14 protein-coding genes are annotated in these 21,729 nt (G+C 72.3%); 5 read left to right on the forward strand and 9 right to left on the reverse strand.

Annotated elements, in window-relative coordinates:
• The 5 genes from KJS59_RS08885 to KJS59_RS08905 all read right to left on the reverse strand — a co-directional run.
• On the reverse strand, positions 1-1,001 hold a 1,001-nt coding region (locus tag KJS59_RS08885), incomplete at its 3' end, for an acyl-CoA dehydrogenase family protein (RefSeq protein ID WP_213451938.1).
• 1 nt (position 1,002) lies between these two features.
• The gene (locus tag KJS59_RS08890; RefSeq protein ID WP_213451940.1) at positions 1,003-2,157 is read right to left on the reverse strand and encodes an acyl-CoA dehydrogenase family protein; all 1,155 of its coding nucleotides are present in this window, start codon (positions 2,155-2,157) and stop codon (positions 1,003-1,005) included.
• A 12-nt stretch (positions 2,158-2,169) separates the two neighbouring features.
• Positions 2,170-6,270, reverse strand: coding sequence for a non-ribosomal peptide synthetase (locus KJS59_RS08895; RefSeq protein ID WP_249713999.1), 4,101 nt, complete (start codon positions 6,268-6,270; stop codon positions 2,170-2,172).
• A gap of 5 nt (positions 6,271-6,275) precedes the next feature.
• Positions 6,276-7,400: a M20/M25/M40 family metallo-hydrolase gene (locus KJS59_RS08900; RefSeq protein ID WP_213451944.1), complete on the reverse strand. Its 1,125-nt coding sequence runs from the start codon at positions 7,398-7,400 to the stop codon at positions 6,276-6,278.
• Entirely contained in the window at positions 7,397-8,275 is an 879-nt protein-coding gene (locus KJS59_RS08905; protein ID WP_249713991.1) for a RimK family alpha-L-glutamate ligase, read from the reverse strand. Before KJS59_RS08905 ends, KJS59_RS08900 begins: the two co-directional genes overlap by 4 nt.
• 1,318 nt (positions 8,276-9,593) lie before the next feature.
• On the opposite strand from KJS59_RS08905, the gene rocD reads away from it, so the two are divergent.
• The 4 genes from rocD to KJS59_RS08925 all read left to right on the forward strand — a co-directional run bounded on the left by rocD (position 9,594) and on the right by KJS59_RS08925 (position 14,545).
• Positions 9,594-10,796, forward strand: a complete 1,203-nt coding sequence (gene rocD / locus KJS59_RS08910) for an ornithine--oxo-acid transaminase (RefSeq protein ID WP_213451948.1) — start codon at positions 9,594-9,596, stop codon at positions 10,794-10,796.
• 230 nt (positions 10,797-11,026) lie between these two features.
• Complete coding sequence (locus KJS59_RS08915; RefSeq protein ID WP_213451950.1) at positions 11,027-12,331, forward strand: ATP-grasp domain-containing protein; 1,305 nt, start codon at positions 11,027-11,029, stop codon at positions 12,329-12,331.
• Positions 12,332-12,384: 53 nt separating this feature from the next.
• Positions 12,385-13,155, forward strand: a complete 771-nt coding sequence (locus tag KJS59_RS08920) for an SDR family NAD(P)-dependent oxidoreductase (protein WP_213451952.1) — start codon at positions 12,385-12,387, stop codon at positions 13,153-13,155.
• A gap of 106 nt (positions 13,156-13,261) precedes the next feature.
• Entirely contained in the window at positions 13,262-14,545 is a 1,284-nt protein-coding gene (locus KJS59_RS08925; protein WP_213451954.1) for an MFS transporter, read from the forward strand.
• 30 nt (positions 14,546-14,575) lie between these two features.
• Here the strand turns inward: KJS59_RS08925 and KJS59_RS08930 are convergent, their stop codons facing one another.
• From KJS59_RS08930 to KJS59_RS08945, 4 genes are all read right to left on the reverse strand, one after another.
• On the reverse strand, positions 14,576-15,691 hold the full coding sequence (locus KJS59_RS08930) for a GNAT family N-acetyltransferase (RefSeq protein WP_213451956.1): 1,116 nt from the start codon (positions 15,689-15,691) through the stop codon (positions 14,576-14,578).
• 27 nt (positions 15,692-15,718) lie between these two features.
• Positions 15,719-16,855, reverse strand: coding sequence for an ATP-grasp domain-containing protein (locus tag KJS59_RS08935; RefSeq protein ID WP_213451958.1), 1,137 nt, complete (start codon positions 16,853-16,855; stop codon positions 15,719-15,721).
• Between the two features lie 389 nt (positions 16,856-17,244).
• Positions 17,245-18,642: a class I adenylate-forming enzyme family protein gene (locus tag KJS59_RS08940; RefSeq protein WP_213451960.1), complete on the reverse strand. Its 1,398-nt coding sequence runs from the start codon at positions 18,640-18,642 to the stop codon at positions 17,245-17,247.
• On the reverse strand, positions 18,632-20,185 hold the full coding sequence (locus KJS59_RS08945) for an NAD(P)-binding domain-containing protein (protein ID WP_213451962.1): 1,554 nt from the start codon (positions 20,183-20,185) through the stop codon (positions 18,632-18,634). Before KJS59_RS08945 ends, KJS59_RS08940 begins: the two co-directional genes overlap by 11 nt.
• 63 nt (positions 20,186-20,248) lie before the next feature.
• Between KJS59_RS08945 and KJS59_RS08950 the strand changes: the two genes are divergently transcribed.
• Positions 20,249-21,727 (forward strand): HAL/PAL/TAL family ammonia-lyase, encoded by a 1,479-nt coding sequence (locus KJS59_RS08950; RefSeq protein ID WP_213451964.1) that lies wholly within the window; start codon positions 20,249-20,251, stop codon positions 21,725-21,727.
• Positions 21,728-21,729: the final 2 nt, after the last annotated feature.

The raw sequence follows: 21,729 nt of genomic DNA on the forward strand, positions 1-21,729 counted from the left end.
GCGCCGGCCAGCCGCCACAGCGCGGCCGGCTCGCCGTACCGGTGGGACTCGGCCCCGGCCAGCCGGAAGTACCGGTGCAGGCCGAGTTCCGCCGTCATCGCCCGCACTCCGCAGCTCTGCATGCACACCCGCACCACATCGCGCGCCGTCTCCGCGGCCATCGCCAGCGCCACCACCGGTGCGGTGTCGGCCTTCTCCTGCCCGGAGTCGACCAGCCAGGCCCCCCGATACACGGCCGCCCTGGTCGCTCGCAACGCCACCACGGCCCGCGCCAACGGGAAGGCCACCGCGGGCAGATCACGCAGCCTGGTGTCGAACTGCCGCCGGACACCGGCATAGCGCACCGCGATCTGGTGCGCGCCGTCGGCGATGCCCAACAGGTAGGCGGCCTGCCGGAGCCGCGCTCGGGCCAGCGGGCCGGTGAGCGAGTCGTCCAGCGCCCCGACCACGGCCGCGCCAGCGACCGGCGTCGCCGCGAACCGGACGACCGGCGGCCAGCACCGGGTCTCCACGCTGCCGCCGGGCGCGCCGCGTGGCACCGCGACGAGTACCGGACCGTCGCCCGTCCTGGTGGCCACCAGAATCGGCCCGGCTCCGGGGTCGTCGACCGTGACCGTGCCCGTCAGCTCCCAGCCACCCGCCCCGGGTGTCGCGGTGACCCCGGTGCCGACCGGCAGCGCCTCGAATCCGGCCAGTGCCGCGCCGGGCGGGCAACCCACGTCGGCCGCCATCGCGTCGGCCCGGTACGGGTTTCCGCATGCCGCCCGGCCCAGTTCCTCGCTGACGAGCACGCCGGCGGTCAGGCCGAGGTCGAGGCCGCCGGCGGCGACGGGTCGCTCGAAGTCGGCCGTGCCCAGGTGGTCGAGCACGGCCCGGGCGGGGCCGGACGCTCCGTCGGCCACCGGCGCACCGTGCACTTCGGACCGTACGGGGACGCCGGCGAGGGCGGCGCGCACCGCCCTGCGCACCTGGACGATCAGCGGATCGGGGGTCGGGTCCACGTCAGCGCTTCTCCTGTCCGATGGAGTCGAACGCGGCGGCCACGATCTGCAGCATCACCTCGGAGGTGCCCGCCGACAGCGTGAGCCCCGGCGCCTCCCGGTAGGCGGAGTCCAGGATCACGGCCGCCCGGGTGCGGTTCGCCCGCTGCTCGGGGCCGGGGATGTCAGCGGCCCACGCCGCGATGCTCCGGGCGAGTTCGCTGCTGTGGTACTTGGCGACCGCGGCCGCGACCGGGTCGACCCGGTCGGCCGCGAGTCCGGTGAGCACCTCCCAGGCCAGGGCGTGGTCGGCCGCGAGCGCGCCGTCCCAGCGGCCGATCCGCTCCAGGTGGGCGTCGTGCGAGGAGGCCGGCTCGCGGTCGATCAGCGCCTCCAGCGCGGACCCCAGCCAGCGTTCCGCCTTGAGGTAGTAGTCGAGGCCGGTGCGTTCGATGGCCAGCGCCTGGTTGAGCAGCGGCCACCCCTGGTCGCGCGGTCCGAGCAGGTCGTCGCCGGACACCGGCACCGCGTCGAGGTCGACCCGGTGGAACTGCTCGTCGCTGACCCCGGGTATCAGCGACACCGTCACACCGGGGGCGCCCATGTCGACCAGGAACAGGCTGATCCCCTGGTATTTCCCGGCCCCCGGCGTCGTACGGGCCGCACACAGTCCAATGTCGACGAATCGGGTCTTGAGGCTGAACACCTTCGTGCCGGTGATCCGGTAGCCGTCGCCGTCCGGCTCGGCCACGGCCCGCAGTGCGCCGAGATCCGATGCCGCGTCCGGTTCGGTGTAGAGCACCGACGCGAAACTCGCGCCGCGGGCCATCGCGGGCAGGTACCGCCGCTTCTGCGCGGTGCTGCCCGCCATCAGCAGGAACTGGCCGACGATCTGGATGGTGTTCACGTGCAACGTGTCCGGCACACCCGCGTGCACCAGTTCCTCGGCGACGATCGCGGCATCGGTGAGCGGACGGTCCGCTCCGCCGAATTCGGCGGGCCAGTGCACGGCGAGCAGCCCGAGCCCGCCGAGCAGCCGGTACAGCGACCCCATGTCCGGCTCGACGCCGTGGGCGGGGGTGGCGTCCGCGACCGCCGCACGCACCTCGGCGGAGCGCAGCGCCCGCCGCACGTCCGCGCGGAAGCGTTGTTGTTCCTCGGTGAATCCGAACCGCATGTGCGCGTCTCCTCAGGGGGCGAGCGTCCGCTCGATCTCGGCGACGATCCGGCTCAACGCCGGTTCCGTGAACAGCGTGTAGTGGTCGCCGGGCAGGCCGGTGCTCTGGAACCGGCCCGTGCACACCGCCCGCCACTGCTCCCGCGCGGTGGCGTGGGGCGTGGCCGCCAGCAGCGTGACCGGTCCGCCGTACGGGCCCGGCGGGCGATACGACCGCAACGCCAGCGCGCAGGCCCGGAAGACGGCGTAGCGGCCGGTCAGCTCGTCGTCGCTCAGCTCCAGCTCGACCTCGAGCGATGCCAGCGTCGTCCTGATGTCGGCCAGTCCGGCGGCCGGATCGTCCAGCACCGCGCGCACGGCCGGGCCGTCCCGGCCGGCCAGCCTGGCCACGTCGTGCACGAACCGCCGCCGCACCGTCGGCTCGTCCAGCGGGGCGGCGTCCTCGTCGTAGAAGGCGTCCAGCAGCAGCACCGGCGGCCGTTCCCCGAGATCCCGCTCCAGCTGCCGGGCGACCTCGAAGGCGAGGACGCCCCCGTAGGACCAGCCGGCCAGGCAGGACGACTCCGGTAGGCCGGTCGCCTTCAGCGCCCGCGCGATCCTGGTGGCCGCCGCCGTCATCGCGTCTCGGGGAGGCACGTCGGCATCCCGTGGATCGGCGGCGAACCCGGCCACCCCGATGCCCTCGGGCAGCGCCCTGACCAGCGGGACGTAGCAGAACAGCTCGCCGCCGGACGGGTGCACCAGGAACACGCGCGCCGGGTCGGGTGCGCGCATCAGCACCGGTGCCCGACCGCCATCCGGCGCGACGGCCGAACGGCGCTCCACCGCGGCGTCGGACAGGTTCGCCAGCGCGTCGAGCAGGTCGTCGTCGCGCCCTCGCCCGGCGCGGACGGTGTCGATGATGGTGGCCAGGTGCGCGGCGGTGGGGGAGACGAAGAAGTCGGCGAGCGCGATCTCCACCTCGAACCGGCGGCTGATCGCCGACATCAGCTGGGCGGCCTGCAGACTGTTGCCGCCGGCCTGGAAGAAGTCGTCGTGCACGCCGAGCCGGTCGGTGCGCAGCAGCGGGCTGAGCACCTCGCCCAGCAGCACCCGTTCGGTCGCGGTGCGCGGCTGGTCGCCCGACCCGTCGCCGGCCGGGTTCGGCCGCGGCGCGGGCAGCCTGCGCCAGTCGACCTTGCCGCTACTGGTGAGCGGAAGCTCGTCGAGGACGACGAAGTACGACGGGACCATGTACGAGGGCAGGACCGTGCCGAGGTGCTCGCGCACCGCCGGCACCTGCTGCTTGAGCACACCCGTCAGGTAGCCGACGAGGTGCTTGGCGCCGGCGTCGTCGGTCCACGGCCGCACGCTGACCGGGCCGATCCCGGCGACACCGGCCAACGCCGACTCCACCTCGCCCAGTTCGATCCGCAGGCCACGGATCTTGACCTGCTGGTCGATCCGGCCGAGGAAGACCAGCCGCCCGTCCGGCAGCCGCTTCACCAGGTCCCCGGTCCGGTACAACCGGCCGCCCGGCGCGGTGCCCAACGGGTCGGTGACGAACTTCTCCGCGGTCAGCTCGGCCCGGTCGAGGTAGCCCCGGGCCAGCCCGGCGCCGCCGATTACCAGTTCGCCCGGCACCCCGATCGGCACCTGGCGCAGGTCGCGGTCCAGCACGTGCGCGACGTGGTTGGCCATGGGCCGGCCGATCGGGGGCGAGGCGTCCCAGGTGCCCGGGCACTCCTCGACGATCATCGTCACCGTGCACTCGGTCGGCCCGTAGCCGTTGAACAGCCGCCGGCCCGGATTCCACCGGTTGACCAGTTCGCCGCTGAACGCCTCGCCGCCGACGAACGCGATCCGCAGATCGGTGAACTTCTCCGGTGCCAGCAACGGCATCACGGTCGGCGGCAGGTCGATGACGGTGACGCCGGCCCGTTCCATCAGCGACTGGAGCCGGTCGATGGACAGCCGTTCGTCGTCGGTCGCCAGGCACAGGCGTGCCCCGGTCAGCAACGCGGAAAACGTCTCGAACACCGAGACGTCGAAGGTCATCGACGCGAACCCGAGCACCCGGTCGGCCGGGGTCAGGTCGAACAGGTCCCGGGTGGAATCGATGAAGTTGACCACGCCGCGATGTTCGAGCAGCACCCCCTTCGGCCTGCCGGTGCTGCCGGAGGTGTAGATGACGTAGGCGACGTCGCCGGGTTTCGGGGCGAGCGGGGGGTTCTGGGCGGGCATCGCCGCCAGGTCCGCGCGGACCTCGTCCAGCGCCACGACGGGCGCGGCGACGGCGCTCACGGCCCGGGCGACATCGACGTGCGTGATCACCGCGGCCACCCCCGCGTCGGCGGCGATGTCCGCCACCCGACCGGGGGGATGGGTCGGGTCGAGCGGCACGTAGGCCGCGCCGGTCTTGAGCACCGCGAGCACCGCCGCCGGCAGGTCCACATTCCGGCGCAGGCAAAGGCCGATCGTCGTACCCGGCACGGCGCCGCGCTCGCTCAGCAGGGCCGCGAGCCGGTTCGCGCGGGCGTTGAGATCGGCGTAGCTGGTCGCGACGCCCTCGACGACCACCGCCACGCCGTCCGGCGTCTCCGCGACGCGCGCCTCGAACTGTTCCACGACGGTGGTTTCGCGCACCGGCCGCACCGGGCCGCTACTGACCGCCGTGAGGAACTCCCTCTCCGCCGGGCTCAGCATGTCCGCTGTGGACAGCGAGGCGTCCGGGGTGGCGGTCAGGGTGCGCAGCAGTTCGTCGTAGTGCCGGGCGAACCTGGCGATGCTATCGCCGTCGAACAGGTCGGCGTTGAACTCGATGCGCAGGAGCGCGTCGGCGCCGGGAACCGTTGGCTCCACCAGGTTCCAGCTCATGTCGAACCGGGAGGTGGCGACCCGGACAGCCTCCCGCGAGGTCACGAGGCCGGGCAGACCGGCGGCGGTGGGATCCGCCTTCCCCGCGGCGAACACGATCTGGAAGATCGGTGAGCGGGCCGGGTCGCTGGTCGGGTTCACGGCGTCGACCAGCCTGGTGAACGGCAGGTCACCGTGTGCGCGCGCCGCCAGAACGACGCGTTTGACCCGCCGGACCACCTCGCGGAAGGTCGGGTTGCCGGAGACGTCCGCGCGCAACACCGTCATGGTGACGAAGGATCCGATCACCGGGGATACGGCGGTGTGCCGCCGGTTCGCGTCCGGCGAGCCGATCACCAGGTCGTCCAGCCCGCAGTAGCGGTGCAGCAGGGCGAAGAAGGCGGCGACCAGAACGTCGAACGGGGTCGCGTCCTCCGCTCGGGCCAGGTCCCTCGCCCGCTCCAGGCCCTCGTGCCCGACGCGGAAACCGCGGGCGTCACCGGCGAACGTCAGCGTGTCGCCCCGCGGCCGGTCGGTCGGGAACTCCAGCACCTCGGCGCCCGCCAGCCTGTCCCGCCAGTACGTGGTCAGCCGGTCCAGCTCGCCGTCGTCGAGCCGGTCGCGTTGCCACACCGCGTAGTCCGGGTACTGCACCGGAAGGTCGGGCAGCCGCGGGTCGTCGCCGTCGCGCAGCGACCGGTAGACCTCGGCCAGTTCGCCGCTCAGCACGCCGAGCGACCCGCCGTCGACCACGATGTGGTGCGCGGCGAACAGGAACAGGTGATCGTCCGGCGCCACCCTGATCAACACCGCGCGCCACAGCGGCGTCCGGGCCGGGTCGAACGGTGCCCCGATCCGCTCCTCGACGAGCGCCCGCGCGGCGGCGAGCCGCTGTTCGTGGTCGTCACCCGCGGCCTCGATCAGCGGCAGCTCGACCGGGACGCCGGGGGTGACCACCTGCATCGGGCCGCCGTCGCGTTCCACGATCGCGGTCCGCAGCGCCTCGTGCCTGGCCACGACCGCCGCCAGCGCCGAACGCAACGCGGTCACGTCCAGGTCGCCCTGTAGCCGGATGCACAGCGGCGCGTTGCCGGTCGGACTCCCCGGCGCCAAGCGGCCGAGGAACCACAGGGTCTCCTGCGCGTGCGACAGCGGTGCCGGACCGGTGTTCCCGCGCGGCGTCGGGCCCTGCCGGACCGCGCCCTCCGTCAGGGCCCTCAGCCGCGCGAGGAACTGCGCACGGCGCTGCGCGGGCAGCGCGGCGAGGCGCTGGGTCATGGTGGTCACCGGAGGCTCCCTTCGGGAAGCTGCGCACCGTTCACCCGGTCGTCCGTTCGGACGGGCAGGTGCGCCAGCTCCGCGATGGCGTTCGACAGCACGTCGATGCCGCGCAGGTAGTCCGACAGCACGATGTGCTCGGTGTCGGCGTGATCGAGCCTGCTGTCGCCCGGGCCGTAGGTCGCCATCGGAATGTCCCAGACCTCGGCGAGGGTGTTCATGTCCGAGGTGGCCGTCTTCACCACCAGCCGGGGCTGGGCGTGCTGCCGCCGGATACCGGACACCAGCGCGCGGACCGCCGGGTTGGCCCGGTCCACCCGGCAGGCCGCCACCGAGTTCACCACCTCGAGGGTGCCGACCGGCAGGCGGTCACGCAGCCCGCGCACCAGCGCGTCGACGTCGAATCCCGGCGGGGTGCGGACGCTGAGCTCCGCCGTCGCCGCGGTCAGATCGGCGTTGAGCTGGCAGAGCGTCGCGCCCGGCCGGGCGAACGCGTCGTGGCCCGCGTCCGGCCCGAGCAGGTCGACCAGCGCGGTCCAGCAGGCGACGGCCAGTTCGGACGCCTTCGGCGCCGGGTTGCTCGGGTGGGTGGCGGGACACTCGACGGTGTAGCGCAGGTCGAGCTTGCCCTTGTAACCGAGCACCACACTCGACCAGCCGCTCGGTTCGCCGACGATCAGCGCGTCCGGCCGGTCGTGGGTGGCCCGGATCGCCATCGCCCCACGGGAGCGCGGGGTCTCCTCCTCCACGACGCCGATCACCACGATTCGGCCGGGGAAGTCCACCGCGCTGGCCGCGGCGCAGATCATCGCTGCGAGCGGTCCCTTCGCGTCCACCGCGCCCCGGCCGTAGAGCCTGCCGTCCTCGGCTCGGACCGGGAGCTGGCCCGGGACGGTATCCAGGTGCCCCAGCAGCATCAGCGTCGGGCCGTCGCCGCGTTCGAGTACGCCGATGACGTTGCCCACCGCGTCGATGCGCGCCCGGAAACCCAGGTCCGCCATCGCTTCGGCCAGGAAGTCGGCCAGTGCACGTTCCTGATAGGACGGAGAGGGGATCGCCAGCATCCCGCGCAGCAGCCCGGTGGCGTAGGCTTCGGTGACCTCGCCGGCCGACGTGAAGGCCCGGGTCATCGGTGTGCTCGTTCCAGCAGGTGTTCGACGATGCGGTCCGCGACATCGACCCGGCCGGCGAGCGCGGACTGAAAGCCGGTGAACTCGACCCGGTGGTTGACCTCCAACACCAGCAGCCGGCCGTCGCGGTCCTCGATCAGGTCGACGCCGGCGATGTCGGCGCCGACGGCGGCGGCCGCGTCGATCGACAGCTTGGTGATCTCCGGTGTCCCATCACACGGCCGGGTCTGCGCGCCGAGCGCCACGTTGGTGCGCCACAACTCGCCGGTCCGGTAGACGGCACCCAGCAGGTCACCGCCGACCACGATCGCCCTGATGTCCCGGCCGGGCTTGTCGATCAGCTCCTGCACGTACCCGAGGTGCGACTGCGGGCCGGGCAGCGCGGCGACGTACTCGAACAGGCTTTCCGCACTGGCCCGGTCGGGCAGCCGGGCCACCAGCCGGCCCCAGGAACCGACCAGCGGTTTGATCAGCGCCGGATAGCCGATGGAGTCCAGCGCGGCCAGCGCAGCCTTCGGGGTCAGGCCGAGCGCGGTGCGCGGTATCGGCAACCCGGCGGCCCGCAACGCCATCGTGGTGCGCCACTTGTCCCCGCACACCTCGGTCGCGTCCGCGCTGTTGACCACCTCGACCCCCGCCGCGGCGAGGCAGCGGGCCGCGTACGCCGCGCGGACCTGGCCGATCTCCCGGTTCAGCACGAGACTCCAGGCCAGGTCGCGCTGCCCGGCCAGGAACCACTGGCCGCGCGCGTCGACGTGGTCGAAGGGAACACCTCGCCGGTCGAGTGCGTCGAACAGCCGTTTCTCGTCCGCGCCGACCCTGCTGGCGAGCACGGCGATCCGGCCATCACCCGGGTGCGCTCGTGTCGTTGACACGTGACCTCCGTCGTAGGACCACTGGTTGACCGGACGGCGCAACCGGTCCGCCGCACCCGGTCTGCCGCGTCGCATGGCTACGGGCGCGCCGATACCGGGCGCGTCCGCGACACGTTCATCCACGGGGCGCATTGCGTTTACCGCCTGCCCCGCGACTACGCCTTTTGTTTACCCGGCCCGGGGCCCCGCCCGGGCCACTCGCGGCTGGATTTCACATATGTTCCGCGGTAGTTCATCGCGCCCGCGGGCGGGCTCTCTTGCGGCCAAGGATATTTCGCGCCGGGGGCGCGTACGGCCGCGGTCCCCTCGCCGACTCCGCGGGTCGGATGCGGGCCGGAAATGGTCCGGGTCGGATCGGTGAACGATCATGACAGTTGGACTCGATGAGGCATGGCCGGAAGCCCCGCTGGGCGGGCGGCGACGCTCGGACCGTTCGACAGTGATGTTATTCACGTTGTCGCCTCCGGTGCGGGTCGCGAGGCTGGTCCGCCCGCCGACTCGCGCGGCCAGCGGCATCAACGCCCTGGTCAGGGCGGCACCGACGCCGTTGACCGCGCCCGTGCCGGCCGGCCCGCCGAGCGCCGGCCCGAACTCCGTGGGCCGGCCGCCGGCCCGGGCCGCCGATTTCGCCAAAACGTATCTGGCCAGCGTCTTGCGCGGGTCGGGCAATCCGTGGACCGTCCTGTCGGGTTTGGCGTTTGCGCGCGGATAGTCGTCGTTGCCCGACCGCTTCCGCCCCGTCAGCGCGACCGCTTTTTCCGCAAGGTCGACGTCCTCGGTGGACTGCCGACCCTCGGGCTCATCGCCATCGGCCGCTTCCTCCACACCATCACGCCCCTTGATCAGCCTTCACCCGCCGTGATGTTCGGCGGAAAAGCCCTCTGTTGATCAGGTCGACGCTGCAAGACTAACAGCACGGATAATCCCAGTAAAGCGATCACCATCATTGTTATTTGATCAATAAGCGCGCTGGCGGCGGGGGGACGCGGCTGGCCTCGTCGGCGCGGCCAGCGCCCCGACCGGCGGGCCGGTGATCCCGAGGACGCGGTCGGGAGGTTGCCTGACCAGGCCGGCCCGGGCGAGTCACCGCCGCCCTCACCCACTCCACAGTAGAACTGACGACCGACGACATGCGCTCGTTGCTGACGGCGGTTCGGCCGCTCGGCCCGCCGGCCCAACACGGACCTGTCCGTTAAGCGACTGCTCCATTGCGGCGCAACCGCGGCAGATGTATCGGGCCGCAGTCGACCGCCGCGAGCATCCTCGCCGGACCGGGAGAACATTCCGTTCGGGCGCCGACAGAGTTTAACCTGTCGATATGACTGCGGACGTCGCCTCCACCCGTGACTACATCGCCCTCGACGAGCGCTGGAGCGCGCACAACTACCACCCGTTGCCCGTGGTGCTCACCCACGGGGACGGCGCCTGGATGACCGATGTGGACGGTCGGCGCTATCTCGACTTTCTCGCCGGGTACTCCGCGCTCAACTTCGGCCATCGGCACCCCGATCTCATCGCCGCGGCCAAGGCGCAGCTCGACCGGCTGACGCTGACCGGCCGGGCGTTCCACCACGATCAGTTCGGACTGTTCTGCCGCGAACTGGCCGAGCTGACCGGCACCGAGATGGTGCTGCCCGCCAACTCCGGCGCCGAGGCGGTCGAGTCGGCCGTGAAGATCGCCAGGAAGTGGGCCTACCAGGTCAAGGGCGTGCCGGACGGCGCCGCCGAGATCATCGTCGCGGGCGCGAACTTCCACGGCCGCACCACGACCATCATCTCCTTCTCCACCGATCCGGAGGCCCGCAACGAGTTCGGCCCGTTCACCCCGGGCTTCCGGGTGGTGCCGTACGGCGACATCGACGCGCTGCGCTCGGCGGTCACCGGGAACTCGGCGGCGGTCCTGCTGGAGCCGATCCAGGGCGAGGCGGGTGTGGTCGTTCCGCCGAAGGGGTACCTCGCCGAGGTCCGCCAGCTCTGCGACGACACCGACACGCTGTTCGTCGCCGACGAGGTCCAGTCCGGGCTGGCCCGTACCGGCGCGACGCTGGCGCTGGACCACGAGGGTGTCCGCGCGGACCTGTACGCCCTGGGTAAGGCACTGGGCGGCGGAATCATGCCGGTGTCCGCGGTGGTCGGCCGGGCCGACGTCATCGGGGTGCTCAAGCCCGGCGAGCACGGCTCGACCTTCGGCGGCAACCCGCTGGCCTGCGCGATCGGCCGCGCGGTGGTGCGGTTGCTGGCAACCGGGGAGTTCCAGGAACGGTCCCGCGAACTCGGCGCGTACGCGCACTCCCGGCTCGGCGAGCTGGAGGGCGTCGCCGAGGTCCGCGGCCGCGGCCTGTGGGCCAGCGTGCAGGTCGCCGAGGGCCGCCTGGCCGGCCGCCAGGTGTCCGAGGAACTGGCCGAGCGGGGTGTGCTGTGCAAGGAGTACGCGGGGAACCTGCGGGTGGCGCCGCCGCTGGTGATCACCCGCGCGGAACTCGACCGCGGCATCGACGCGATCGCCGAGGTGCTCAGATGACGCACGCCGCGGCGTCCGCCGTCCCGGCGGGGTCGTCGTGGTACTGTCGTCGTCGGTGATCCCGCGCCGAAGTCCGACCGCATCGATCGCATGTAGACGGACGTGAGGCCGCTGAGCCCCCGCGAGTCCCGTGAGTCCCCGTGAATCTCCGTGCGGCGCATCGCGCGGAGGTGCCGGAAGTGATCCGCCCCAGCCGTGACGCCATTCCCGGCGAGCCGCCGGGAGGAAACGTGAGAGAGGGAACCACGTTGTCCGACGATGTCGCACCCACCGGCCAACGGTCCCCGGCGGTCGCCACCGGACGGCCACGCGTCCTGGTCATCGGCGGCAAGCTCCAGCATGTGCGCAAGGCCCGGGACCTCGGTCTGGACGTGGTCCTCGCCCAGTTCCCGGACGAGTACGACCGCGGCCACTGGCCCCATGTCGATCAGGCGCTGCTGCTCGACTACGGCGACCTCGACCGGCTCCTGCCGCTGGCCCGGGCGCTGCACGAGGGGTACCCGTTCCAGACGGCCGTGTCGCTGTTCGAGCTCGGGCTGCTGCCCGCGGCGCGGATCAACGAGGCGCTCGGCCTCGCCGGCGAGTCGGTCGCCACCGTGGAACTGCTGCTGGACAAGTGGCGCATGCGCCGGCACCTGGCCGCGCGGGGCATCAGCCCGGTGGCCTCCGCGGTGGGCCGTTCCGGGCAGGACGTCCGGGAGTTCGTCAAGCAGAACGGGCTCCCGATCATCGTCAAGCCGATCCGTGAATCGGGCAGCCTGGGGGTGTTCCGCATCCACGACCGGGCCGACGTGGACGCCGTCGCCGAACGGTTCCGATCGCTGGACGGGCAGTTCGACGTCCGGGACCTGACCTCCGCCGAATCCTTCCACGAGTTCCTCATGGAGGAGTTCCTGGACGGCCCCGAGATCAGCGTGGAGACCCTGACCTTCGACGGCCGGCACGTGGTCGTCGCGGTGACCGACAAGGAGTGCGGCGGTCCCGGCTTCGTCGAGATCGGACACTCGCAGCCCAGCGGCTGCCCGCCCGAGACGCTGCGCGAGGTCACCCGGTTGGTGACGGACTTCCTCGACGCGGTCGGGCTGCGCAACGGCCCGGGGCACACCGAGGTCAAGCTGACCTCGCGCGGCCCGCGGATCATCGAGTCGCACAACCGGGTCGGCGGCGACCGGATCAACGACCTGGCCGAGATCGCCTACGGCGTCGACATGGAGCGCTACGCGCTGGCCGCCGGGTTCGGCGTGGTGGAGCCACTGGCCGCATCGCCCGAACCTCGCGCCGGAGCGGCCATCCGGTTCCTCACGCCGGAGCCCGGACGGGTCGTGGCGGTGACCGGTGTCGACGCCGTGCGCGCCGACCCGGCCTTCGTCGACCTCCAGGTGGCGGTGGAACCGGGCGCCGTGGTACCGCCGCTGACCTGGAACGAGGACAAGGTCGGTCACGTCATCGCCCGCGGCGCCACCGCCGCCGAGGCGATCGCCCACGGCAGGCGGCTGGCCGCGACGATCCAGGTGCGCACCGAGCCCGTCGCGTGAGTTCCGCACCACCGCACGTTTCCTGATGCTCCTCAGTAGACAGGAGAGAACTCGTGAGTGACTTCGCAGGACTGGTCGCGATCGTTACCGGCGGTGCGTCGGGAATCGGCCTGGCGACGGCGAAAATGCTGCTCGGCAGGGGAGCCAAGGTTGCCGCGTTCGATCTCAAGCCGGACGGGCTCCCCGACGACATCCTGGGCATCGAGGTCGACGTCACCGACGACGCCCAGGTGAAGTCCGCTGTGGACGCCGTGGTCGAGCGGTTCGGCCGGCTGGACGTGGTGGTGAACAACGCCGGGATCGGCGCGGTCGGGGACGTCACCGGGAACTCCGACGAGGAGTGGCTGCGGGTCCTGGACGTCAACGTGGTCGGGATGGTCAGGGTGGCCCGGCACGCGGTACCGCACCTGCGGCGCTCACCCGCCGCGGCGATCGTCAACACCTGCTCGATCGTCGCGTGGGCCGGGCTGGAGAAGCGGGTGCTGTACTCGGCCAGCAAGGGCGCGGTGTACGCGCTGACGCTGGCCATGGCGGCGGACCACCTCCGCGAGGGCATCCGGGTCAACTGCGTCGCCCCCGGGACGGCGGACACCCCGTGGGTGGACCGGCTGCTCGACCGGACGGCGGATCCGGCGGCCGAACGGGCCGCGCTCAACGCGCGCCAGCCGATGGGCCGGCTGGTGATGGCCGACGAGGTGGCCTACGCGATCGCCTACCTGGCGAGCCCGTTGTCGGGTGCCTCGGTGGGGACGGTGCTTGCCGTGGACGGCGGCACGCACGGCCTGCGGCTGCGGCCGGCGGACCAGCGGGAGAGCAAGTACTGAACGGTCCTGTCGCGCAGGCCGACGCGTTCGGTCCGACCGGGCCGCGGGACATCGCGGCGGAGCATCACCGCCACCTGGATGGCGACATCGTTCGACCCGGAGCAGCATGACGAGCCAGCAATCCGCCGTACGGCCGCGGCAGCGCAGTCTGTGGCGGCATCGCCCGTTCCTCCTGCTCTGGTCGGGGGAGACGATTTCCCAGACCGGGGCGCAGATTTCGCTGGTGGCGGTGCCGCTGACGGCGATCAGTGTGCTGCACGCCGGGGCGACCGAGGTCGCCCTGCTGACCGCGCTCCAGTACGCACCGGTCGTCCTGATCACGCTGTTTGCCGGGGTGTGGCTGGACCGGCACCGGCGCCGGCCGGTGCTCATCGCGACCAACCTGGCTCGGTTCCTGCTGCTCCTGCTGATTCCGGTGAGCTACGCGACCGGTCTGCTCTCGCTGGGCCTGCTGTACCTGGTGACCTTCTCGGTCGGGCTGCTGACGGCGGTGTCGGACGTGGCGTACCTGGTCTACCTGTCGTCCGTGGTGTCTCGCGGGCAGCTGGTCGAGGCGAACGCGAAACTCGAGGGGGCGTACTCGATCGCCGAAATCGGCGGGCCGGGTGTGGGCGGCGTGCTCGTGCAGGTGGTGACCGCTCCCGTGGCGCTCGTTGCCAACGCCGGAACCTGCCTGCTCGCCGCCCTGGCCTTCCTCGGCATCCGCAAACCTGAGACGGTCGAGAGTCCGCAGCGCAGGCGCCGACCGGTACGCGCCGAAATCGCGGACGGGTTGCGGGCCATCCTCGGTCACCGGGTGCTGCGGCTGCTGGTTGTCCAGGGCGCGGTCTTCAACCTGTTCGAGCGGATCGTGCTCACGCTGTATCTGCTGTTCGGTATTCGCGAGCTTTCGCTCGGGGCGGGTGAACTCGGCGTCATCCTCACCACGGCCAGCGTCGGGGCCCTGATCGGCGCGTTGACGGCCAGCCGGGCGGCGGCGGTGATCGGTATCGGCCGGTGCATCGTCGCTTCGATGGTGGTCAGCGCCGCCGGGCTGGTGATGATTCCGTTCGCCCCGGCGGCGCCGGTGCTCACGGTCGTCGTGCTGATCGTCGGCTTCGTGGTGCACGGGTTCGGGCTGGGCATCTTCCACGTGCACTCGTTGAGCGTGCGTCTCGCGCTGGCCCCGGCCGGGCTGCTGGGCAGGATCCAGGCGACCTTTCGCCTGATCCTTTACGGCGTGGTTCCGATCGGCGCGCTGCTGGCCGGCGTGCTCGGGAATCTGGTCGGTATTCGCGCGGCGATCGCGCTGGGCGCGGTACCACTGTTTGTGCTGTCCACGCTGTTCTGGTTCAGCGCGGTGCGCCACGCCGACATCCCGGCGGCCGAGGTGGACGGTGACCCGAACTGAGCCGAGAACCGCTCCGCGTTCAGGGGCCGGCTATGCCCATTCCTCGCGGTCAGCGATGCCGCTGGCGAGCGCGCTGTCCGCCAGTAGTTTGTCGAGGAACGCCGCATTGTGATCGTGCACCGCCTGCGCCGCGCCGCGCAGCGGACTGGTCGCCGTGAGGTCAAGCAGCCAGAGCGGGCGAATGATGGCGCCGCGCAGCACCTTGGCCTTCATGGCCTTGATCCCGGCGTGTATCCACCGGATGTTCCGCTCGGCCGCCCAGCGAAGCTGCTCGTAATACAACAGGTTGAAGTACTCATAGGCGTTGCGCAGGCGTGAGTAGTCGAAGCCGGCCCAGCGCAGGAAGACCGTGTCCCCCCACACGTAGTACAGGCAGAAGCCGACCGGGCTGTCGTCCAGCGTGCACAGGGCGACCATCGCGGCGTCGCCGAGACAGTGTTCGTGGTTACGAAACGAGGCCAGATCCTCCGCCGTCTCCGCCTCGTAGCCGTATTTGGCTTCCGTGCGTACCGCAAGCGGCGCGATGAGCGTGCTGCATTCCCGCAGCGGCAGGTGGTGGATCCGGTAGCCCGCCGCGGTGAACGCGGCCATCTCCTTCCGGACGGAACCCCGCCGTTTCTGGCTGAGCGCGGCGAACCAGGTGTCGAACCCGCCGGCGGGGACCGGCAGCCAGGCGTCGCATTCCAGCAGCACGGCGGGCGCCGGTACGCCGGCCGCGTGGAACAGCCGAACATCCTCGGTGTTCAGGAACATCGCCACGCAGGGCGCTTGGCCCGCCCGGGCCCGAAGGTCGGTGAGCAGATTGGTGACCGCCCCGGGTGCCGGCCGTGGAGTGGCCCGCAGCAGGTGCGTCTGGTAGCCCTCGCGCGGGCCGGCAAGAAGGCCGCCGGCCGGGAGCGTCGGCAGGTTCCTGCTGGCCAGTTGGGCGTTCCAGTCGTACGGCGAACCGGCCAGGTCGGCCCCGCGGAACAGCGGAATCGCGACCTCGGCCGCCGTGCCGTCGCCGGCGGCGACCACCGCGTCGACCGCCGCCCCGTGTTCGACGGCACAGAAATCGAGCCAGTTCGCGCTGGAGTAAAAGTTGGGACCGGTCAGCGCGTCCCATTCGGTTCGCGCGACGGCGCCGAGTTCAAAACGGACGGACATGCCCCGGCTCCCCGATGACCCATGGCCTCATGCGGGAACTTCCCCCGCCAGCGTGGCGTCGAACTCATCCGACGGCGCCGGAAACAAACGCCGGCGGTTATCGACCAGAGCCTCGTGGTCGGCCGCCACGTGCACCAGGGCGCCGCCGCGCGACAGGCTGTCGGTCCACCCGGTCGCCTCCGACGCGGTGGTCACGGTCGAGAGGAGAACGCCGGAGGCCCACGGCTGGTGCGGGTCGGCGATCCGGGATCCGGCGATCTCGTCGGCGTCGGGAAAGACGACCTCGGCCGCGGCCGCCGGCCTGGCGGGCTGCTCGACGCTCCGCCCGCAGGCCACCCGGATCACCTGCTCGAACAGGTCGACACCCCAGGCCGCACCGACCATCTCCATGATGTAGTCGCCGGGAGTGCGCACCGCCACCTCCATGACGACCGGCCCGGCGTCGGTCTGCCGCAGCTCGACGTGCGCGATGCCACTACCCATGCCCAACGCGTCGACGACCGCTACGGCTGCCGACCGCATCCGCGCCTCGTCGCCCTCGGCGAGCCGGGCCGGCGCGACGTGGCCGACCTCCACGAAATGCGGCGGACCCGTCGTCCGCTTGCCGGTCACATTGACGAAGACCGGTGCTCCGGCCCGCACCAGCAGCTCGACCGAATACTCCGGCCCCGCGACGTACTCCTCCAGCAGAAACGTCTCGGGTTGCTCGGTGCCGTACCACGTCCGTAGCTCTTCGAGGCTGGCCACCAACCGCACGCCCTCGCTGCCGCCACGGTCGGTCGGCTTGGTCACCGCCCGGCCGAAGGCGGACAGCCACCGGGCGCCCTCGTCGAGGTCGTGCACGTGGTGCCACCGCGGCTGGGCGATACCGTGCCGCTCGAAGATCGCCCGTTGCAGCGTCTTGTCCCGGGATGTCAACGCCGCCCGCAGGCCCGGCCCGGGGCGGCGGAACTCATCCGCGATCATGGCTGCCGCGACGACGTGCTCCTCGCTGAAGGCGACGATCCCCTCGGGCGGCTGGTCTCCGACGGCCTCGCGGGCCGCCGCGTACCAGTCCGACGTCACCAGGGTGGTGTCCGCCAGCGGGACCGTCCGTACGTCCGGACCCAGCAACCGCTGTGTTTCCGGTGAGGCGAGCGCCTGGGCGCGGTCGACCACCGTCACGGGCAGACCCAGCCGGCGGCCCGCAACGAGGTACGGCCGTCCCTGACTGCCCAGACCGACCATCAGCAGTCCCCGTGGCGCGCGGGACGGTGTCACTGTTGGACCCCCCAACGATCGACGAACAACTCGGCGCAACCGCGGAACTCAGCACGGCCGCAGAAGGCGGAACCGCCGGCCGGGCGGGACAAGGCCCGCGATGATCTCGCTTGCCGGGCCAGGCACCGTATCGCCATCGCGGCATACTCCCCGCCGGGATTTCCGTCAATGTGGACCGTTCACCATTGGTGCTTGGCGCGCGCCGGACAGAGCGTCGCACAATTCCTTTCGGGCCGCAAGAAAGCACAGTCGACCGCCCGGGCGAGGCAGATCTTCTGCGCCGGTTCAGGCGCTCAGGAAAGGGCGCCCTTGTCCGGCTTCCCGCTCGGCGCTAACGGCACACCGGCGATGACCCGGATGACCTTCGGCACCGAGGCGTCGCCCAGCGCGGCGGCCACCACCGCGCGCAGCTGCGGAATGTCCGGCGCACGCCCCGTCGCCGGCACCACGAACGCGTGCACGGCCTCGCCGGTGTCATCGTCAGGGCGGCCGATCACGTACGCCTCGGCGACCGCCGGGTCGGCGCCCAGAACGCGCTCGATCGGGCCGGCGTAGACCAGGTTGGCGTCGACGATGACCACGTCGCGGACCCGCCCGTCGAGGTGCAGGTACCCGCGCTCGTCGAAGCGGGCGAGGTCGCGGGTGCGGACCCAACCGTCGCGGAACACGTCCGCCGTCTCGTCCGGGTCCCCCCAGTAGGCGCTGGCCTGGGCGGGCGTGCGGACGTACAGTTCCCCGTCGCGGATCGACAGGTCGTGCACCGCCGGGGGGCGCCCGACCGAGGCGAGCACGGCCGGGTCGGCCAGCATCTCGCCCGGGGTGACCATGGCGATCATGCCGGTCTCGGTCTGGCCGTACCCGTGGAAGACCACGGGTCCGAGCACCTCCAGCGCCTCGGCGAGCCGGGCCGGCGCCAGCGGGGAACCCGACACCATCAGCGCCCGCAGGCTGCTCAGGTCGGCCGGGTTCGCCCGCTGCTCGCGGACGAGGTGATGCAGCTTGCCGACGGTGATGACGCTGGCGGTCGCGCGGTGCCGCTCGATCATGCCGGGGAAGCCGGGCGGCCGGGCGGCGACGAGGGTGCCCCCGGCGGCGAGGGCCAGGATGCCGTACTCCAGCATCACCTGGCTCGCCAGCGACCCGAACACGAGGTGACGCCGCAGCCGCCCGGCCAGTTCCGCGACCGCGGGCGGCCAGCGGTCCGGGTACGGCGCCCAGGCCGCGCTCATCGCCGCGTACGTCTGCGCGCACCCCTTCGGCTCGCCGGTGCTGCCGCTGGTCCAGATGATCCGGGCGACGTCGCCCGGCCGCCCGGCGGCGACGAGGGGCGCGCCGTCGTCGGGGAAGGCCGCGAGGCCGGCGAGCCGGGCGTCGTCGACCAGCACCGCGTCCAGGCGCCGCAGCAGCCGGTCGCGCTGGGCCGGCGGCAGCCCGGGCCGCAGGCCGGAGACGCGGGCGCCGGCGGCGAACGCGGCGATGGTCGCGGCGAACGCCTCCGCCGTGACGCCCAGGTCGAGCGCCACGCCGCGGCCGGGTCCGATCCCGGCGGCGCGCAGCCCGGCGCCGATCCGCCGGATCATCGCGGCCATCCCGGTCGCCGTGACGACCCGGTCGCCGTCCTCGAACACCGGCCGGTCGTCGCCGGTGGCGAGCAGGTCGAGGACCGGCTGCGGCCAGGTCTCAGCCGGCATCGGCCAGGACGCCCTTGAGGAACAGCGCCAGCGGCTGCTGGTGTACCGCGGGCAGGTCCCAGTGGTTCTCGAGGTTCTCGGCGAGGTGGTGCTCGGCGACGACCTCGCCGCCGCGGTACACCCGCACGATGGGGTGCAGGTAGCTCGCGTCGTGCGCGGCCGAGGCGTCGTTCTCCGCGATGCGGGGCACCCTGATGTCGAACGGGTCGACGGTGTCGTGGTCGGGGCCGTACTCCAGGGTCGTGACGAGCGCCAGCGGCACGGTGCCCAGCCCGCCGTCGCGCAGGTAGGCGACCGGCACCTCCGTCAGGTACGAGGCGGTGTCGCCGTCCACGGTGACCACGTCACCGAGGACCGCGAACTGCTGCCAGAGCGCGGAGGTGCGGTTGATCCGGGCGATGATCGCGTCCGCGATCGCGTCGGGGGTCGCCTCGACCGGGGCGGCCGGCCACGGCGTGTCGTGGTGGCGGGCGCCGAGGATGCGGTGCAGGGCGCGTACCCCGTAGCGGAAGCCGTGGATGAAGCCGCTGGTCGCCTTCCGGAAGTCGCGCTGCTGGGTGAGGGTGCCGGCGAAGTACAGCCCGGGCACGTTCACCGACTCGTACGCGGCCGTCTGCTCCGGGAAGCGGTCGTTGATGACCAGCCGCGGCCGGGCCGAGGCGTCGAAGATCGAGGCGTCGAAGCGGAACCCGGTGGCCAGGATGACCCGGTCGTACTCCAGTTGCCGCAGCTTCTCCACGGTGCGCGCGTAGCGGAAGTCGATCCGGTAGCCGCCGCCGTCGCGGCGCTCGATGCGCTCGATCGTGCCGTCCAGCACCGCGTTCTGGCTCTTGAGCTGGTACGTGTCGAGGAAGTTGTTGTTGACGGCGCGCAGGTGCCCGACGTAGTGCGTCTGCCAGGCCAGCCGGATCGAGTCCGGGCCGGCGACGTGGATGACCGCGGCCGTGGCCACCAGCGCGTCGGCGGTCTCGAAGCCGGAGTTGCCCTTGCCGATGATGAGCACCCGCTGGTTGGTGAAGTCCTCCGGGTCGACGCTCACGGTGTCGTACCGCTCCGCCAGCTCCACGCCCTCGATCGGCGGCACGTAGAGCTGGGAGACGCCGGTGGCCACCACCACCCGCCGGGCGGCGAACGTCTGCCCGCCGGCCGCAACGGTGAAGCCGTCACCGTCGCGGGCCACGCGGGTGACCCTGGTGTCGTAGCGGACCCGGGCGCCGGTCCGGGCCGCGAAGTCGGCCAGGTACCGCACGAAGTCGTCGGCCGCCGGGAAGTATCGCCGGCTGTAGTGCTTGAAGAGCAGTTCCGGGTCGTCGCTCAGCAGCGAGTTCCAGTCCGCCCGCAGGTTGAACTCCGGATCCTCGGAGCCGGTCCAGATCTTGTTGATCGAGATTAGCTGCCGGTGCCGCGGGTAGCGAGTGAAGAACGCCCCCGGCCGGTCCGCTGCCTCGAGCACCAGGTAGTCGCGGCGGCCGTCGGCCTCCAGCAGGGCCGCCAGCTGCAGCCCGGCCGGCCCGGCCCCGATGATGAGGTAGTCCAGCGTCATGCGGCGCAACGTAACGAGCCGATTTCAGAACCCTCTGAGAATCGGTCTCTAGCGTCGCGTGCCATGACGGCAGAGGTCGACCTTTCGGCGCCACTGCGGATCGCGGACCTGATCGCCGCCCGCGACCCGATCCGGGTCATGGTCGGCGACCGGGTCCGCGACCGGGTCGCGGCGGCGCGCATCTTCCTGTCCAAAGTGCTCGGTGACGACCGGGCGGTGTACGGCAGCACCACCGGCTTCGGCGCCCTCGTCGGCTACGCGGGCCGGGCCGACCTGCGCGACCAGGCCGACAACACCCTCGCCCACCTCGGTGCCGGGCACGGGCCCGACATCGACCCGCACGTCGGGCGGGCCACCATGCTGGTGCGGGCCTGGTCGCTGGCGCGCGGCGCGTCCGGGGTGTCCCCGCACGTGATCGAGGCGCTGGCGGCGATGCTGGCCAGCACGTTCGTCCCGGCGATGCCCCGGCTCGGCTCGGTCGGCGCCAGCGGCGACCTGATCCCGCTCGGCGCCGCCGCCCAGGCGCTGCGTGGCCGCGGCCACGCCTACGTCGACGGGGAGCGGCTTCCGGCGGCCGAGGCGCTGCGCGCGGCCGGGCTGGAACCGCTGCCGCTGGACGGCCGGGACGCCCTGGCACTGGTCAACGGCACCTCGCTGACCACCGCCGCGACCGCCCTGGCCCTGGCCCGGACCCGCGCCGCGCACCGGGCCGTGCAGCGGCTCACCTGCCTGCTCGCCGACCTGCTCGGCAGCGATCCGCAGTTCCTCGACGAGCGGCTGATCGCCGTGTACGCCCACCCGGGCGCGATCGCCGTCGGCGCCGCCATGCGCGCGACCGCCGTGGGGCTGACCCCGTCCGGGAAGCGCCCGCTGCAGGAGCCCTACAGCCTGCGGTGCGCCCCGCAACTGCTCGGCGCGGCCGAGGACGCGCTGCGCTACGTCGACGGTGTCGTCGCCGCCGACCTCGCCGGGGTCAGCGACAATCCGCTGTTCTTCCCCGGCGACGACGCCGTCGTGCACGGCGGCAACTTCTTCGGCCAGCCGGCCGCGTTCGCCGCCGACGTGCTGTCGATGGTCGTCGCCCAGGTCGGCAACCTGGCCGAGCGCCAGCTCGACCTGCTCGTGGACCCGGCCCGCAACACCGGCCTGCCGCCGATGCTCGCCGCTGGCCCCGGTCAGCAGCACGGCCTGCAGGGCGTGCAGCTCGCCTCGACCGCGCTGATCGCCGAGATCCGCCGGGACGCCATGCCGGCCAGCATGCAGAGTCTGCCGACGAACCTGCACAACCAGGACGTCGTACCGCTCGGCACCCAGGCCGCGCTGCGGGCACTGGACCAGGCACGGCTGCTGCGCCTGATCGTCGGGTCCCTGGCGGTGGGGCTGCGGCAGGCGGCGTACGTCGGCGCCCGCACCCCGACCGCGCCCGGCTGCGCCGAGGTGCTCGACGCCCTGGTCGCGGCGGTGCCCCCGATCGACCCGGACCGGCCGTTGGAGGACGACGTGCGGCGCGCCGCCGACGCCGTCGAGGAACTCGAAAGGTGACC

Origin of the sequence: Rhizomonospora bruguierae (assembly GCF_018397995.1) — a bacterium.
GTDB lineage: Bacteria > Actinomycetota > Actinomycetes > Mycobacteriales > Micromonosporaceae > Rhizomonospora > Rhizomonospora bruguierae.